Raw genomic sequence first — 16716 nt, 5'->3', positions numbered from 1 at the left:
TTTTATTAGTTTTTGTAGTTATACTTATTTTCTGAAACCAGATTACCTTGCTGATCCTTTACAAACTCTAATCGATTGAATGCATCATAATGATAAGTCATGGTATACCCTTTGGGATCGGTCATTGATGTAATACCAATAAGAGGTTCGTAGGTGTATGTGGTAATGAGTGCATTTGCCAGTCCATTTCTTAATGTACTTTCTTGCGAAGCACTTAGTCCCGATGCACCAGTATGGAAATTAGCCCCAAAACCTGATAAGGCTTCAACCTGTACTCTCGTAGCATTTTCGATCTTGGCTACGGGATATTGTTTATCGTATCCCCAGATATAAGTGGTCCTGATCCCATCGGTTAGCTTTTTCTGCAATACATTTCCATGATCGTCGTATAATTCAAAAACGGTTCTTTCATCTACTGGATGTGCTGCTTTACCTACTGCAATTTTATGAACCAATGTGGTACCTCCGGTATTTCCATTGTTGGCATATTCATAAAGTACAGTCCCTTGTTTTCTGCTATTTTTATAGCTTTCACTTTGGATCACTGTAGCCACCCGATTTTCCTGCCGTAGTAAGTTCATGTTTGCATTGTTGTAGACTTCGGTATCGTATGGGTAAAAGAGCTTGGTAATTTGTTCTTTTTGTTGATCCAGAATCGACTTTTGCTCTTTTACATGATGAGTGTCTTCGTTGTAGGTGTTGATTTGTTGTGTAACCAATTCTTCACTGTCAAAGATTTTATAATTCTTTGAATTTAGTAATCTAGAAACCTGCCCATGATGAATAGGGAATAAGTAAGGAAAATAGGTATGATGGTTAGCACCCCATGGACCTTCATCCCAAGTGTCATATAAACTTGATTCTATTGCACCTTGACTGGTAGTTCCCAATGTTTTTAAGCCTACACTTAAGAAACTTGCAAAATGTTGATTGGGGACATTACCGTTTAGGTACTGATAGGTGTTTTCTGTTTTCTCGATTAAGGTTTCATCTTTAGCAAAAACACGTTCCTCCAGCACATTACCATTGGCATGTGCAAAGCTGAGTCTTAAGGGTAACCCTAATAATACGGTATTTGTAATTTCTGCATATCCCTTAGTTGATCGGTATTTTACATCACCCCTACAATTATTACCAAAATCCAAGCCGCTACAGGTCCACTTTATCTGTGTACCTAAGATACTGATATAAGGATCTCCATTTCCAGTCAAGTAATCATATGAATAGGGAAGATTAAAACTATCCGTAAAGTATTCATTCTTTTGATTGTGATACTTTCGTTCGATCCATCCTAAGGTATTTCCTGCTTCATCAACATTAAACTCTCTTACCAAAGAGTATCCAATATGTGATCCTTGAGCACTGTTATTGCCTCCAACCATATTGGTTTCAGTGAGATTAAAATCACCATATTCCCTGGGGTTATATGAATGGAATCCTGATGCCTTTGAATGGAAAATCAGATCATCCATTAGTTTCCCAGAAGAATCAAGACCATCTAGTGCATCTGGATTGTTGTAATTGTATGCTGTTGCTTTAAGGAAACTATTATCTGAATCTTTGTGAATGATTTTTTTGATTCTAAGTCCACCAATTTCAAAGGTTTCTATAATATCAGAAATATCTTGATCACCAATGCTCTCAAAAGTTTGTAATAAAATCTTTGTGCTTTGATACTCTACAGCTGGAGTAGGAGGTCGTGTGTTAGGATCTCCTGAAGGCACGATTGCTTTTGTTTTTACAAGGTATTCGCCAGGAGCCAAACTAACGATTTTGGATACGTCGTTTCTGGTAGAAGAGTTCCCAAAATCATTTGGTGCATCAGAAACTCTAAAAACCACTTTTTCTACACCCGTATTTACATTTTCCACTACAACTACAGCTTGACTACCATAAAATCCTAATCCTTCCCAGCCTGTATGCGTTTTTAGATACCCATCTATTTTTACCAAAGAAGGGAAATCAACTTCAAACCTGTTATCTAGGGTTAGCTCTATCTCAATGGCATCGCCCTGAATGACCGGGGCATTCTTTTCAAAATAATTGTACCTAGAGTCTTTGGCATACTTTAGATATTGATAAGTGAGTTTGAATTTGGATTCATCTCGCATATCTGTCCATCTTAACCTATCTTGATTAGGGGCAGGAAAATAATCGGTTACAGTAAAAGGAGCAGGAGCTTCCATTACGACTTCATGAGGTTCGTACTCGAAAATAGTTTTTCCTTTGGTTGGAAATATGACTTCGGTTAATGCTCCTCGTTTTCCAAATGTAAAATTACTTTTACGGATAGCTCCATTATATTTTACAAAGGATTGTGCAATTTCCAATCTATTTCCAGGCATGTTTACCCTAGAGGTGATAAAACGACCTATACGTGGAATCTTGGTGTCGTTGGTAAATACTCCATTGTCATATCCCCAGAAATCAACTCCATTACTATCTTTTGGCGCAAGGCTGTTTTCTTGCAGGTAATTAAATTCGTGGGTGCGATCATTAACAGTAATACCATCTAGTTTGAGACGTAAATTTCTTTCTTTTACTGCATCTGTGCTTTTATTACTATTGAAATAACTTTGATGAAACTGTGCATCTATAACTTTTTTCCCATTGGAGTTTATTACTTCAATACTGTTCAACTTTTTAGGTAGGAGAGAAGTGCTCGTCCCACAGGAATTTGATGCTCCATGACATGAACGTATTTGGCTTTGGGCTGTAATCAATACATGACTACCGTATGAGTTGTTAGAAAGTGTATTGATAGTGCTTCCTGTACTAAGGTCCTGCCTAGGTCCCAAATCAAAGTTTATTTCTCCAAAGTCCCCTTGTATAGAGGTCAAATAGTTGTTTTCGATAATGGTGGTAGATACAGAATGGATTTTTTTCTGTATCGCGGATTGATGTTGTTCTTGAGGCCAATTTGACCAATGTTCCTTGTCCCTACCATCTGCGATGATAGAATAATTAGGAAAGGTAAAGTACAATCCCTTTTGATACTCAAAATTCAATTCTCTTCCTCTTGGCGAAACCACTCGGTCTAACGACCAATTGGTAATTAAGGCAGTGTCTGCTCTATTAAAAAGTGCAAAAATATTGCTAATAGCACCTTGATAAGAGCTGGAATCGAGAGGATTATTGCCCTGGATAGTGTTGAATGTCGTATTGATTTCTTTGGTGTTGAAATAATATGTAAATCCATGTTCATCTAATAGGGTAAATGTTTTAGCGGTAAGATTAAAAGTAATTCTTACATTCTTATTGTTAAAGACTATAGCATCAATAAACTCATGAGATCCTTTTTTGTTCAACATGAATTTATAATTCTGCCCAAATAGATTAACAGTAAAAATATCAGGCTGTGTGTCGAGATAACGGGATGCGCGACCTTCAGCAGTTTGTAATCCAAAGCTGTGGTGTACATCAAGGATTTCACTGTAATCCAAAAAGGGTCTTGCCGTGCCTTCTTGCCATTCCAGATCTAAATCATTGAAAATATATCCGCTTTTGGGAGCCCCGGCGTAACCTCCGGCAATTTTTTCGCTAAAGTCATCTTGTCCGTATACTCTGCGGTGAATACCGAATGAAGTAGAAAGACTCCAGTTGAGTCCAACCCAACTTGCTTCGGAGGCTACTTTTACACCTCCTGTATCATAATTAATTTGAATAGGAATCTGTAATCCTTCCCAATTTATCGTATAAATAGGTACATGCACATTTGCGGTTCCATTATAAGGACTAGCCGCATAATTTCCATATTCTCCCAGATTCCCTGTTTCAGGACTAGATGGGATGTGCTCGCTTACATAAAAAGGATCATATTCTTTCTCATCTTGCGATCGCACAATAAAAGCGATCAAAAATAGCCCCAGGAGGAGTATTGTTTTTTTGATGTTGTTATTTTTCTTGTCCATGAGCATCATTGTTATTTGTATTTTCTAAGAGCGCTTCGATTTTAGCTAGTCTTTGTGCTAACTTTTGGTTTTGATCTTCAACCATTTTTAATCGATCTATTTCTTTTTGTTGGGAAATGGTATAAAGGGTAAGTTCTTCTATTTTTTCCAGAAGTTTTGCATTCATTTCTCCTAGATGTATCCCATTTTTTACTACTTCTGCTTCAGAAGGAATATTGATAAGATGCCCTTTGGTTTTGATATGATCTTCTACCTGCTGAAGTGTTGGTAATTGGTAATCTGCATTAAACACATAATCTGCCCAACCTACAAGATCTACTTTTACCTCTTTGGTATGAATGTTTCCATTTACCGCTAATTTAGCATCAGGAGTATTGGTACCTATACCAACAAGCCCTCCGGTTTTAATCACCATCCAGTCTTTGGAGATGCCATCTTTTGGGGTATGTCCTTTAAACACAAAACCACCATCTGTATTTCCATTGGTAGCATTGGTATCTTGCATTTCGAAAATGATTCCATCAAGGTATTGTCCAAAGTAGTTACTGTCCCCATAGATTCTGAAACCTTCTCCAGCATTCATAAACATATCTCCGTTTACATGTAGCTTAGATTTTGGAGCGTTAGTTCCAATTCCTATATTTCCGTTGGTGTCATCTATGCGCAGGCGTTCTGTACCTTTAGTTTTGAAGATAAGATCATTATCGTATGAAGAGAAAGCATTACTTGTAGTATACACATCTTTATTAAAAATGATTTTAGGACGGTCTGTATATATATGAGCCCAAGAAGTATTTCGAGGCCCAACTTCTATGTACCCGTGAGCAGATTTAATTCGTAAAGCACCTCCGGAGATATTACCTCGTATGGCACCATTAACATGAAGTTTTTCTGCTGGGGCTCCCGTTCCTATACCAATATTTCCATCTCTTCTAATGGTGAATACCCCAAAATTATTTGCATTGGTTACACCATCATGGATAAATAGTTCCATACGACCACCGTTATTAGGGTTATGAAAAGCATATACATCTTTTTTATACCCATCTACGAGTGCCATCCAGTTTCCCCAATTTGTTTGAATGTTAAGCGGTGAACCTCCGACCACTTGAGTGTCAGAAGGCCCTATAGAGAATTTACCCGATGTTCTAAAGCTTTTGTTTTCATAGGCTCTATTTGTAGTAGTTTGTACGTATTCCTGTGCTTGCATCCCGAAACTCAATAGTGCCCCAAAAAATGCGAGAGTGAGTGTTTTTTTCATTTTAGTTGTTGATTTGTTGTTGTAGTATTTTTAGTGTTTCCTCTAACTTTTGAATTTTTGAGTTTTGCTGTTCCAAAGCGTTGATCTTTTGATGTAAGGCTTTAATTTCCTTTTCCTGATCGATAGTGTATAGGGTCAACTCTTCAATTTTTTCGAGTAGAAGCTTATTCATTTCTCCCAGTTTTATTCCATTTTTTGCTACCTCTTTAGCAGAAGGGATGTTTTGCAGATGACCTTTTTCTTTAATGTGTTTTTCTACCTGGGATAGGGTAGGAAGTTGATAACTATCTTCGAATACATAATCCGGCCACCCAACCAAATCTACTTTTACTTCCTTAGTATGGATATTGCCGTTTACAGCTAATTTGGCATCAGGGTTATTCGTACCTATTCCTATTGACCCACTATTTTTGATAGTCATTATGCTTACCGCACCAACGGTAGCACCATGTGAAATTTTAAGATCATTGTTTAAACCATGATTAATATGGAATATTGAATTCCCGTTATTAGGAACAAAAGAAATAGAGGATTGATCATTTTTGTTTAACCATAATCTAAGGTTGTTCGAGTTGCTAATTTCCATTTTTGAACCTGGGTTTGAAGTACCGATTCCCAAATACCCATTACTTTTTAGGTGCATATGGGTTTGATTGTAAAATCCATTGGCTGAGAATGCGATTCCGCCACTTGCAGGATGTTTGATAGCAGCGTTGCTATAACCAGCTCTGTGAAATGACAATACTACTTCTCCCTGATCACTATTTTGTAGCTCTAAAGTATGGCTACCCGTTTGCCAGTGATTTGAAGTAGGAACACCAATATCGGCAGTGATCGTAGTGGTTCCGTTTACATGAAGAGTTTCATCTGGTGATGTGGTGCGTATTCCTACTTTTCCAGCGGTGTTTACGACAAATCGATTCCCCGAAGGTCCTACTTGTAGCGTTCCATCCGTTCGCATGGCACCTGTATTGTGATAAAAGTTCTTGTTTCCGTAGGTTCGAATCCATGAATTGTCGGTCATGACAAAACCTCCTCCAAAATCTTGAAAGAAAATTCCTTTTGATCCTTTCACTCTTAACCATCCTCCATCAACATAAGTTTCTCCTTTTACGTGGAGCTTACCTGCAGGTGCAGAAGTACCAATACCAACATTTCCACCGTTTAGATTCAAGAAAGTATTTCCTTTACTGTAATGGTTTAAATAGGTAGCGTTACCATCCTTCGAATCTAAATGCAAATTTCCGTTGGTAGCTACCACAGAGGCTTTCGAAGTACCTCGACCGTTACCGCCAACCTTTAGATATTCTCCCCATGTTGTGTTTGGGCCATACAGGTGATAACCATCTCCTGTGATTGGTATTGATTGAGCATACCCAAAAGATGTAGCAAGAAGTGCAAAAAAGATAAATGCTGTTTTTTTCATAATAATACTATTGATATTGAAGAGTGAATTGTTATTTACTTTTAGTAGTGTTCCTCAATTTTGAAAATAGTACCATCGTTCCTCCAACTTTTTTACAAGAGGAGAAATTTATTTTGAGATAAATGTTTGAGTAATTGGATTATTGTGAGGGGTTTTTAACCTCTTAAATCTCAATTGATGAACGTCAAAACAAATTTTAGGTATAAAAAAAGCTCTGCAATCTGCAGAGCTTTTGTTTTATAAAGTAGATGACTGTTTTTTATTTTGGAAACAAGCTTTTATCAATGTTTGGAATCACTTTTAGTGCATTTTTGTAGTACAACTTTTTTAAAACTTCATCATCAAGATCCAGACCATACATTTTCCAAAAAGCATGATATCTTTTATAATAAGGGAAATACTCATCACTAGATTCTAATACTCTAAAATAGGTGTGATATTCCTCTGGATTCCAGGAATCTTTACCAAACATTATCCGATCTTGGTATTTGGTTAAGAAGGCCTTAGCATTTCTAGGTTGTCTGCCTAACTCTGCGATTACCGCTCCAATTTCAGAATACATATTAGGTATCTCATCCATCAATTCTCCCAATTTCGCCAGATTATTTCCATACCAACCCAGGTGCGCATTGATAAACTTAGTGTTTTTATGTTTTCTGAAAATATTATGTTGCTCGTTGATTATAGTTTGCCACGAACCAGTGACCTTAGCATCTCGTTTTCTTCTAGAACGCAGTTTTAGTTCTAACCATCGTTCGTTTTTGTTATCATGTGCATCCCAGAACGGCTTGGGGTCGGCAGCATGGATCAAAACAGGAATGCCTAATTCTCCACATTTCTCCCAAACAGGACCAATTCTAGGATCATCTATTTTAATACGATTACCCTTACTATCTTTATTGTCCATTCCTTGACTCTTGTAGATTTTAAGACCATTAGCTCCCAAAGCAACATCTTTTTCTAGTTGCGCTACAGTTCTTTCGGTCCATCCGGATTCATCAATCCCTGTAAGACTAATATTGGTAAAAACAATAAAACGATTAGGGTAATTTGTTTTTACATTTTCTAAAGCTTTCATTAAATGTTCATCAGAACCTCTACCTCTTCCAGACAGGTTAACCATTACCTTCATGTTTAATTTATCCATTTCGTCCACCAAATCTTTGAGGTTTTGAGACGGCATCCTAAATTGATGATTATGTACATCTATAAAAGGAAATTTTGCTTTTGTAATCATTGTTTCTGGAACAACCAGGGTAGAGGGAGGGTCATAATCTTCAAAATCCATGTTTTGACCAAAAATGGATAAACTATTAAAAATCAATAGTAATATAATGACTTTTGATGTTTTCATGATATTTATAAAATTGAAAGTGAACTCTTAAATATAAAATAAAAGGTATTCTAATGAGGCCCTATTAACAACACTTTATCAATAGAAAATCCCGCTACCTGAAGAATATGGTAACGGGATTTTCAACAACTAACCAACAACTAATCTATATTTTAATCATCATCGTCATCATCATACCTTTTTTTACGTTTTCTGTTTTTATAGATATGATCATCATTGTGATGTCTATTTGTTCTGTTTTGCTCGAAGTATGGAGATAGGGGAGCAGCACAATTCGTATAGTGTACAGTTCCATCAAAATATTTAATTCTACCGTGTTTGGTATAGAAAATATGTAGTCCTCCTACCTGATGTAACAGACCTCTTCTGTTATATCTCATTTGTACAGTTCCTACTCTACGCACTCGATTATATCGATCATAGAAAATGTGGTTTGAACCAACTCTTTTTAGTCTACCGTAATAATCGTATCGCACAGGTCTTCTATACGTATTGTGGTATCTTTGTGAACCAGGTGCACTTTGGATATTATTGTCCCATCCCCAATTCGTCTGACGTGTTCTGTTTCTATTCCTTAAGATTTTGAATTCGATTTCTCCTTCCGGATAGACAAAGAACTTTACACCACCTTCAACAAAGGTGATAGGTTGTGCGCGGTTATAGCGTTTTGCAACCCCATTCCCATGGTGATCCGACAGTTGGTTTTCAGTCGCTTCAGCAGTTGTTCCTACTAGTAACAAAGCTGCCATAAAAAGTACCATTTTTTTCATAACTTAAATTGTTTTGGGTTTATGCCTACTCATTAGCATTTCGGCTTCCGCTATTTGCTTAGTTGTATTTCAAATGGCGTGCCAAAAAATGATAAGTTATGAAAACAGAGGTCTAATTATTTGTTTTTCAAAAAGTTAATTATTTCTTCTGGATCAGCTCTTTCTTTGTAATCTTCTTTAATAAAATCATAAATGATAGTTCCATCCTGATCAATGACATAAGTTGCAGATATCGGCAACTGTTGATTTGTGTTTCCATTGCTTTTTACCAAATCGATTCCAAAACCATTGTAGATGTCGATAAGATCTTCGGGAAGTGTAAAGGCTAAATTGAATTTTTTGGCAATTTCATTATCTGTATCAGATAAGACTTCAAAACTCAAATTGTTTTTTTCTGAAGTTGTCAGAGAATTGTCAGGAGTTTCTGGACTAATTGCTACAAGGGTAGCACCATATTTTTCAAATTCCGAAAGGGACTGTTGTAATGCTTGAAGTTCTAGGTTGCAATAAGGGCACCAACCTCCTCGATAGAAAGAAAGCACCACTTTTTTGTTCAATAATACTTCTTGTACCGAAACATTTTTGTTGGCTGCATTGGGTAATGTAATCTCAGGTATTTTGTCTCCAGTTTTTAAGGCATTATTTACAAGATTGGCATCTCTTAGGATCTGAATGCCGTTGTTCATAATAGCATGAGTGGTTTCTGGATATTTTTGTGCCGATTGATCTGCACGTTCTTTGAGTTGTGTGGTAAGTGACATAAATTTTTGTTTATCAGTTTAAAATCACTTAGCCGAAATTTTCAGTAGGACATTACAAGAAATGAAGGACTATTTAGACAATTTTTTAGAAAGATAAATTCGTTGATGACCTTCGGGGAAATTTGCTAATCTCCCAAATTCCTGATATCCATTTTTGAGGTAAAATTGTTCTGCCTGAAAATCAAAAGTATCAAGAGAAGAGAGCGTAGCTCCGTGTATGATTGCTTCTTGTTCTGCTTTTTGTAATAGTTTGGTTCCCAGCCCCTGTTGTCTGTAATCCTCATGTACCCATAGAATTTTGATTTCTAAGCCTGCCCAGTATCCAATACCGGCCAAAATTCCTCCAATAACTTGATCCTCTTTGTTTTTTAAAACATAGTCTATTGGAGTCCAGTTTTCCTGTAGGACCGCCGGAACATGATTAAGGTTGTATTGATTTATGCCATCAACAATCTGCCGTGCTTCATCACGGGTACATGTGGTTATTTTCATAAAGTGTATTTGCTTACAGTTTTTCTTTGAGATATGTAGCAGTGTACGAATCTTTGTCTTTTGCCACTTCTTCAGGGGTACCTTGCACGATTATAGTTCCTCCATTTTTACCACCGTCCAGACCTAAATCGATTACGTGATCCGCACATTTTACCAAGTCCAAATTATGCTCTATAACCAATATAGAATGCCCTTTTGCAATAAGCTCATTAAAAGATTTTAATAATTTTTTGATATCGTGAAAGTGGAGACCTGTAGTCGGCTCATCAAAAATAAAGAGTGCTTTATCTTTTGTATTTCCTTTTACCAGAAAAGAGGCCAGTTTTATACGTTGTGCTTCTCCGCCAGATAGGGTAGAAGAGCTTTGTCCCAGTTGTACATACCCTAATCCTACATCTTGTAGAGGTTGTAACTTTCTTTGTATTTTAGTTTGGTTGTGTTCTTTAAAAAAATCTATAGCATTATCTATAGTCATCGATAAGATATCATGGATGTTTTTATCGTGAAAAGTAACTTCCAAAACATCTTTTTTAAATCTTTTTCCGCCGCAAGTCTCACATTCTAGATGAACATCGGCCATAAACTGCATTTCAATAGTTACTACGCCTTCACCTTTACAAGTCTCACAGCGACCACCATCTACATTAAATGAAAAGTGCTTCGATTTATAATTCCGAATTTTTGATAACTTTTGATCGGCAAATAAAGCCCTTATATCATCGTATGCTTTGATGTAAGTTACCGGATTAGAACGAGATGATCTTCCAATAGGGTTTTGATCAACAAATTCTACATGTTTGATATTGCTGAAATTTCCTTTGATCTCAGTAAACTCTCCGGCTTTTTCTCCATAACCTCCTAGCTGCTTTAATACAGATGGATAGATGATCTTTTTGACCAATGTACTTTTACCACTTCCTGAAACTCCTGTAATTGCTGTAAATACTCCTAAAGGTACTTTAACATCAATGTTTTTCAAATTATTTTCTCTGGCTCCAATAATTTCTACATAGTATTTTGATGTTCTTCGTTGCTCCGGAACTTCAATTTCCAGACCACCATTGAGGTATTTTGCGGTTAGCGAATCTGCTTTCAAAATTTGATCATATGTACCTGTAGCCACCACATTTCCTCCAAAAGTTCCTGCCTCAGGACCGATATCAATAATTTCGTCGGCTGCCTTCATGATATCCTCATCGTGTTCTACCACTATAACAGTATTTCCCAAATCTCGTAAGGATTGCAATACCTTGATTAACTTTTCGGTATCTTTTGGATGCAAACCAATGCTGGGTTCATCCAAAATATACATCGATCCTACCAGACTACTACCCAAAGAGGTTGCCAAATTAATACGTTGGGATTCTCCACCAGAAAGGGTATTGGATTTACGATTTAGCGTAAGGTATTCGAGCCCAACATTCTGTAAAAAAGACAAGCGACTATTAATCTCTTTTAATAATCGTTTTGCAATTTTTGAATCATATTCATTTAGTGTCAAGGTCTTAAAAAAATCGGCAAGTTCGTTGAGTGGCATTTCTACCAAATCGGTAATGGTAACTCCTCCTACTTTTACATAACCTGCTTCTTTACGCAAACGTCGACCTTTACAGGTATTACATTTGGTTTTACCGCGATATCGGGATAACATTACACGGTTTTGAATTTTGTAAGCTTTAGACTCCAGCTCGCTAAAAAAACTATGAATACCTTCAAAATATTCATTACCATTCCATAATAATTCTTTTTGCTCTTGAGACAACTCGAAATAAGGTTTATGAATTGGAAAATCAAATTTATAGGCACTATTGACCAACTGATCTTTATACCAACTCATGCTATCGCCTTTCCATGGAAATACAGCTCCCTCATATACACTTAATGCCGTATTAGGAATAACTAGGTCTTCATCGATCCCAATCACATCTCCATAACCTTCGCAATCTGGACAAGCTCCATATGGATTGTTGAAGCTAAAAAGATGTACGTTCGGCTCCAGGAAAGTCATTCCGTCCAATTCGAACTTATTGCTAAACTGGCGTTGTTGACTATCTGCTAATCTTTCTATATAACAGGTACCTTTGCCTTCAAAAAAAGCAGAGTCTACCGCATCAGCCAAACGATTAAAAAAATCCTCTTCCTCTCTTTTTACGATTCGGTCTACTACCAAATAAATAGTATCAGCATCTTTAACAGAGGCTTCATCTATACGAAGTACTTTGTCATTTACTTTGATACGAGCATACCCTTGTTGTTGAAGTACTTTTAGCTTACCTTCTAAGGTCCTTCCATTTTCTACTGCGATAGGGGCAAGGAGTAATAATTTTTCACCTTCTTCAAACGATTTTACATACTCTATGACATCAGTGACATTGTCTTTTTTTACTTCATTTCCAGAAATAGGAGAGAAGGTCTTACCGATTCTTGCAAAAAGTAATTTGAGATAATCATAAATCTCAGTAGTAGTTCCTACCGTTGATCTGGGATTGGTTGAGTTTACTTTTTGCTCAATAGCGATAGCAGGAGCGATACCTTTTATATATTCTACTTTGGGTTTGTTTAATCGCCCCAAGAATTGTCTTGCATACGAAGACAAACTCTCGACATAACGTCTTTGTCCTTCGGCATAGAGGGTATCAAAAGCGAGACTAGATTTACCAGAACCCGAGAGCCCTGTAATCACCACCAACTTGTTTCTAGGGATGATCGCATCTAAATCTTTTAGGTTGTGGAGCTTAGCCCCTTTAATGATAATATTCTCTTTAGGATCAAAGGTTGTAATGTCTTGAATCATAGCAAATATGCGGTAAGAGCGCAAAGATAATGATTACTTAAGAAGTACAATAACCAATTGATAATGAAAGTTTAGTTAAAAAAATTAACAGAAAATAGTTTGATTTTCGCTGAGAGTTATTATCTTAGCCCTCGTAATAACACCTAATTTAAAACAAAACTGCCTATAGCAAACCTTTACTTTTTAAGTTTAACATAGCCCGAGCCCCAAGCTTGTTGGTACTAAAATAAAGTAAACGGTATGAAGGATTACACCCTGACAGACGCAGTTTTGGTGAACAACTACATCAAAGGTGATGAAAGCGCTCTCTCGATTCTAATCGAACGTCATAAGCAAAGAATTTATAGTTTTATCTATTCTAAGGTATTTGATAGAGATGTTTCTGAAGATATTTTTCAGGATACCTTTATTAAAGTAATACGTACCTTAAAAAATGGAAAATATAACGAGGAAGGAAAATTTCTTCCTTGGGTAATGCGTATTGCTCACAATTTGGTGATCGATCACTTTAGAAAAGGAAATCGAATGCCAAAATTTGAAGATAATGGTGAGTTTAGCATTTTTTCTGTGATTAGTGATGGAGATTTAAATGCTGAAAGAAGAATCATTAAAGATCAAGTAGAAGAAGACTTACGTAACTTGATCCAGGAATTACCAGATGATCAAAAAGAAGTATTGATCATGCGTATGTACCGGGATATGAGTTTTAAAGAAATATCTGATAAAACTGGTGTGAGTATCAATACTGCCTTGGGAAGAATGAGATACGCGCTGATTAACCTAAGAAAGGTAATCGAGAAAAATAACATAGTTTTAACAAATTAGTAACTCTTTCATATAATAAAGTATAAGTAACGCCGTTATAGTTTTAAATAACCCTAATTTAAGATTATAAAATATGGCGAAATTTTACTTTAAGTCTTCACACAAAGAGGAAAAACATTTAGTACCATCAAGAAGAACAATAGATTTTCTTCTGAATTACTCGAAATCATTGAAAGTTGTAGAATATAACAACTTCAAATTTGAAACGATTTTAAATTAAAACAAGAAAAAGCCTGTCATTTGACAGGCTTTTTACTTTTGTGGTATTCTTGTAAAACGGTTTTTCGACCAATAGTCTTGGTGATAATATCTTTTTCCAGATCCCAACCTCTAGCGGGAGAGTATTCACGACCGTACCATATGATTTGTAGATGAAGATCATTCCACAATTCTTTTGGAAATAGACGTTTGGCGTCCTTTTCAGTTTGCACCACATTTTTACCATTGGTAAATCCCCATCTATACATCAAACGATGAATATGGGTATCTACAGGAAAAGCTGGAACTCCAAATGCTTGTGACATGACTACACTAGCAGTTTTGTGACCAACGGCTGGAAGTTCTTCCAGGGCTTCAAAACTTTGAGGAACCTCTCCGTTGTATTTGTCAATCAAAATCTGGGATAAACCGTGGATTCCTTTTGATTTCATAGGACTAAGCCCAACGGGTTTGATGATTTCTCTAATTTCATCTACAGAAAGACGCACCATAGCAAATGGATTGTCGGCTCTATCAAAAAGTAAGGGTGTGATTTGATTTACCCGTACATCTGTACTTTGTGCACTCATTAAAACTGCGATCAACAAAGTATAAGGATCTTTATGATCTAAAGGAATAGGTATTTTAGGATATAACTCTTGTAATGTTTTGATGGTAAAATCTACCTTTTCCTGTTTTGTCATTATCTCATAATTTTGAAGCTAAAATATTAAATTATAAAAGGAGTTATACGGTTCTCTTGAATTAAAGTTTTGATAAAAACATAGAAAAAAGTCTTTTTTGTTATATTTTTACTCAGAAAGTTTAAACAAAATACAAATCATAAGATATCATCTATTATGACAACACTAAAGGCAGGGGATAAGGCCCCAAATTTTTCGGCCCTAGATCAAGATGGGAATACCATCTCTTTGGGAGATTATAAAGGAAAAAAATTGGTAGTTTTTTTCTATCCAAAAGCTAGTACTCCAGGTTGTACTGCAGAAGCTTGTAACTTAAAAGATAATTACCAGACTTTCCAAGCTCAAGGTTATGATATTTTGGGAGTAAGCGCTGATAGTGCTAAACGTCAGCAAAACTTTAAAAATAAGTACGAATTACCTTATCCCCTCCTTGCAGACGAGGATAAGCAGGTTATCGAGGCCTTTGAAGTCTGGGGGCCTAAGAAATTTATGGGTAAAGAGTATGATGGTATTCATCGTACTACTTTTGTTATTGATGAAAATGGAGTCATATCAGAGGTTATCCAAAAAGTAAAAACAAAGGATCATGCAGCGCAAATCCTTTAAATAAAAAAAGCACCTGAAAAGGTGCTTTTTTTATTTAAAATTATCTCTATTCAATAGTTTCTTCAATATTTTTATAACCAAAGAAGTTATTCGCTTTAATCATTTCAGGAATTAGATCTGGTAATTGATCTTCCCAACCGGTTTCTCCATCTTGTATTTTTTGCAATACTTCTCTAGAGAAAATATCCATAATATTCGGATCGTAATCCGTAATATCTTGTAATTTACCGTTATATTTAAAGAACTTATATAGTTCTTTCATTCGAGGATGTACTTTTAGATTATCACTAGTGGTGAAATCATCAGTCTTTTGATTATGCAACGGGTAGAGGTATACTTTAAGATCTTTAAAGAATAGTTTACCAAAGGCTTCCAAAATCCCACCACTAAGATGGCGGTAATATTTCTCGTCAAAGATGTCCACAAGATTGTTGACTCCCATGGCAAGTGCCATACGCTCTTTGGTGTAGTTAGAGAAATATTCAACTACTTTGTAATACTCTTTGAAATTAGAGATCATTACAGTTTGTCCCAGAGAACAAAGCAATCTCGCTCTAGCCATAAAGTCTTCTTCATCTATTTCCCCTTCTGCTCTTAAGTTAGAGAGTGTTATTTCAAAAATAACAACCGTCTTGTCCTTATTCACCTTGTTTTCATTGAGGAACATATTTAATGACGTCTTGTAAATGTCCATATTTACTTTGGTCACAGGTCTAAAACTTCCTCGAAGAGCAAGAATATTTTTCTTGTATAGAATAGCTGCTGGTAGTACATTGTTCCCGTCAGGACCAAACATTACGGCTTCTGTCATTCCATTTTTAACCAGTTGCAGACTCATTAAGCGATTGTCTACTTTGGTAAATCGTGGTCCCGAAAAATTGATAGTGTCTATTTCTATTTGATCCTTATCCAAGTGATCGTATAGGTATCGTAATAACTTTTTTGGATTATCATACTTATAGTAGGCACCATAAATCAGATTTACACCAAGAATACCTAAGGTAATCTGTTGCAATCGGGCATCATTTTCATGAAAACGAATGTGTAAAATGATCTCATTGTAATCTTCGTCAGGTTTGGTTTGATATCTAATACCAACCCATCCGTGGCCTTTATACTTTTTTGCAAAGTCGATAGTGGCAACCGTATTGGCGTAACTAAAAAATAACTTATTGGGGTGCTTCTCTCTCGTTATTCTTTGCTCTATAAGTTTTACCTCGTGCTTAAGCATTTTCTTTAGCCTGGCTTCGGTTACGTAGCGCTTGTCATTTTCAATACCGTAGATAGCATCACTAAAATCCTTGTCATAAGCACTCATAGCTTTGGCTATCGTACCAGACGCGCCACCAGCTCTAAAAAAATTTCTCACAGTTTCTTGTCCTGCACCAATTTCTGCAAAAGTACCATAGATATTCTGGTTCAAATTGATACGTAACGCTTTGCTCTTTATAGAGGGGACAGATTCAAACTCTTTGTCTCCCATTATCGTGATAGGCATAGTAAAAAGGGCTTTTTTTGTTTAATGTAAAGGTAACAATCCCTTCAATATTAAAAAAACTATAACCAAAATTTCTGCACTTTAGGGTTGGGTTGAAATATAATTAGCCAATTAGG

General features: G+C 36.2%; 12 protein-coding genes. 2 read left to right on the top strand and 10 right to left on the bottom strand.

All coding sequences use genetic code 11. The features are described 5' to 3' along the window. Positions 1-5 precede the first annotated feature (5 nt). The 8 genes from BUE24_RS04055 to uvrA all read right to left on the bottom strand — a co-directional run bounded on the left by BUE24_RS04055 (position 6) and on the right by uvrA (position 12769). Entirely contained in the window at positions 6-3911 is a 3906-nt protein-coding gene (locus tag BUE24_RS04055) for an RHS repeat domain-containing protein (protein WP_073314139.1), read from the bottom strand. Beyond that, entirely contained in the window at positions 3895-5172 is a 1278-nt protein-coding gene (locus BUE24_RS04050; RefSeq protein WP_073314137.1) for a hypothetical protein, read from the bottom strand. The genes BUE24_RS04055 and BUE24_RS04050 overlap by 17 nt, the downstream gene beginning before the upstream one ends. Before the next feature lies 1 nt (position 5173). After that, positions 5174-6598 carry a shufflon system plasmid conjugative transfer pilus tip adhesin PilV gene (gene pilV, locus BUE24_RS04045; RefSeq protein WP_073314136.1) on the bottom strand — a complete coding sequence of 475 codons (1425 nt, stop codon included), beginning with the start codon at positions 6596-6598 and terminating at the stop codon, positions 5174-5176. 259 nt (positions 6599-6857) lie between these two features. Next, positions 6858-7952: an amidohydrolase family protein gene (locus tag BUE24_RS04040; RefSeq protein ID WP_073314134.1), complete on the bottom strand. Its 1095-nt coding sequence runs from the start codon at positions 7950-7952 to the stop codon at positions 6858-6860. Positions 7953-8104: 152 nt separating this feature from the next. Next, complete coding sequence (locus BUE24_RS04035; RefSeq protein WP_073314132.1) at positions 8105-8722, bottom strand: hypothetical protein; 618 nt, start codon at positions 8720-8722, stop codon at positions 8105-8107. Between the two features lie 116 nt (positions 8723-8838). Further along, entirely contained in the window at positions 8839-9483 is a 645-nt protein-coding gene (locus BUE24_RS04030; protein ID WP_073314131.1) for a peroxiredoxin-like family protein, read from the bottom strand. A 69-nt stretch (positions 9484-9552) separates the two neighbouring features. Beyond that, positions 9553-9975 carry a GNAT family N-acetyltransferase gene (locus BUE24_RS04025; protein WP_073314129.1) on the bottom strand — a complete coding sequence of 141 codons (423 nt, stop codon included), beginning with the start codon at positions 9973-9975 and terminating at the stop codon, positions 9553-9555. Positions 9976-9988: 13 nt separating this feature from the next. After that, positions 9989-12769 (bottom strand): excinuclease ABC subunit UvrA, encoded by a 2781-nt coding sequence (uvrA, locus tag BUE24_RS04020; protein ID WP_073314127.1) that lies wholly within the window; start codon positions 12767-12769, stop codon positions 9989-9991. A 240-nt stretch (positions 12770-13009) separates the two neighbouring features. Here uvrA and BUE24_RS04015 point away from each other — a divergent pair, with 240 nt between their 5' ends. After that, entirely contained in the window at positions 13010-13594 is a 585-nt protein-coding gene (locus BUE24_RS04015) for an RNA polymerase sigma factor (RefSeq protein WP_073314125.1), read from the top strand. A gap of 236 nt (positions 13595-13830) precedes the next feature. Here BUE24_RS04015 and BUE24_RS04010 read toward each other — a convergent pair whose 3' ends face one another. Then, positions 13831-14496: an endonuclease III domain-containing protein gene (locus BUE24_RS04010; protein WP_073314123.1), complete on the bottom strand. Its 666-nt coding sequence runs from the start codon at positions 14494-14496 to the stop codon at positions 13831-13833. 156 nt (positions 14497-14652) lie between these two features. On the opposite strand from BUE24_RS04010, the gene bcp reads away from it, so the two are divergent. Next, positions 14653-15102: a thioredoxin-dependent thiol peroxidase gene (bcp, locus tag BUE24_RS04005; RefSeq protein ID WP_073314121.1), complete on the top strand. Its 450-nt coding sequence runs from the start codon at positions 14653-14655 to the stop codon at positions 15100-15102. A gap of 46 nt (positions 15103-15148) precedes the next feature. Here bcp and BUE24_RS04000 read toward each other — a convergent pair whose 3' ends face one another. Further along, positions 15149-16600, bottom strand: coding sequence for a nicotinate-nucleotide adenylyltransferase (locus BUE24_RS04000; RefSeq protein WP_073314119.1), 1452 nt, complete (start codon positions 16598-16600; stop codon positions 15149-15151). Positions 16601-16716: the final 116 nt, after the last annotated feature.

It is taken from the genome of Aquimarina spongiae (assembly GCF_900141785.1).
Taxonomy (GTDB): Bacteria; Bacteroidota; Bacteroidia; order Flavobacteriales; family Flavobacteriaceae; genus Aquimarina; species Aquimarina spongiae.
The sequence above is the reverse complement of the archived record's forward strand: the minus strand, read 5'-3'. Positions and strand labels throughout refer to the sequence as shown.

Excerpts from the sequence above, each read along its gene's own strand:
- BUE24_RS04055 (WP_073314139.1), bottom strand. The coding sequence starts at position 3,911 with ATGGACAAGAAAAATAACAACATCAAAAAAACAATACTCCTCCTGGGG.
- BUE24_RS04050 (WP_073314137.1), bottom strand. The coding sequence starts at position 5,172 with ATGAAAAAAACACTCACTCTCGCATTTTTTGGGGCACTATTGAGTTTC.
- pilV (WP_073314136.1), bottom strand. The coding sequence starts at position 6,598 with ATGAAAAAAACAGCATTTATCTTTTTTGCACTTCTTGCTACATCTTTT.
- BUE24_RS04040 (WP_073314134.1), bottom strand. The coding sequence starts at position 7,952 with ATGAAAACATCAAAAGTCATTATATTACTATTGATTTTTAATAGTTTA.
- BUE24_RS04035 (WP_073314132.1), bottom strand. The coding sequence starts at position 8,722 with ATGAAAAAAATGGTACTTTTTATGGCAGCTTTGTTACTAGTAGGAACA.
- BUE24_RS04030 (WP_073314131.1), bottom strand. The coding sequence starts at position 9,483 with ATGTCACTTACCACACAACTCAAAGAACGTGCAGATCAATCGGCACAA.
- BUE24_RS04025 (WP_073314129.1), bottom strand. The coding sequence starts at position 9,975 with ATGAAAATAACCACATGTACCCGTGATGAAGCACGGCAGATTGTTGAT.
- uvrA (WP_073314127.1), bottom strand. The coding sequence starts at position 12,769 with ATGATTCAAGACATTACAACCTTTGATCCTAAAGAGAATATTATCATT.
- BUE24_RS04015 (WP_073314125.1), top strand. The coding sequence starts at position 13,010 with ATGAAGGATTACACCCTGACAGACGCAGTTTTGGTGAACAACTACATC.
- BUE24_RS04010 (WP_073314123.1), bottom strand. The coding sequence starts at position 14,496 with ATGACAAAACAGGAAAAGGTAGATTTTACCATCAAAACATTACAAGAG.
- bcp (WP_073314121.1), top strand. The coding sequence starts at position 14,653 with ATGACAACACTAAAGGCAGGGGATAAGGCCCCAAATTTTTCGGCCCTA.
- BUE24_RS04000 (WP_073314119.1), bottom strand. The coding sequence starts at position 16,600 with ATGCCTATCACGATAATGGGAGACAAAGAGTTTGAATCTGTCCCCTCT.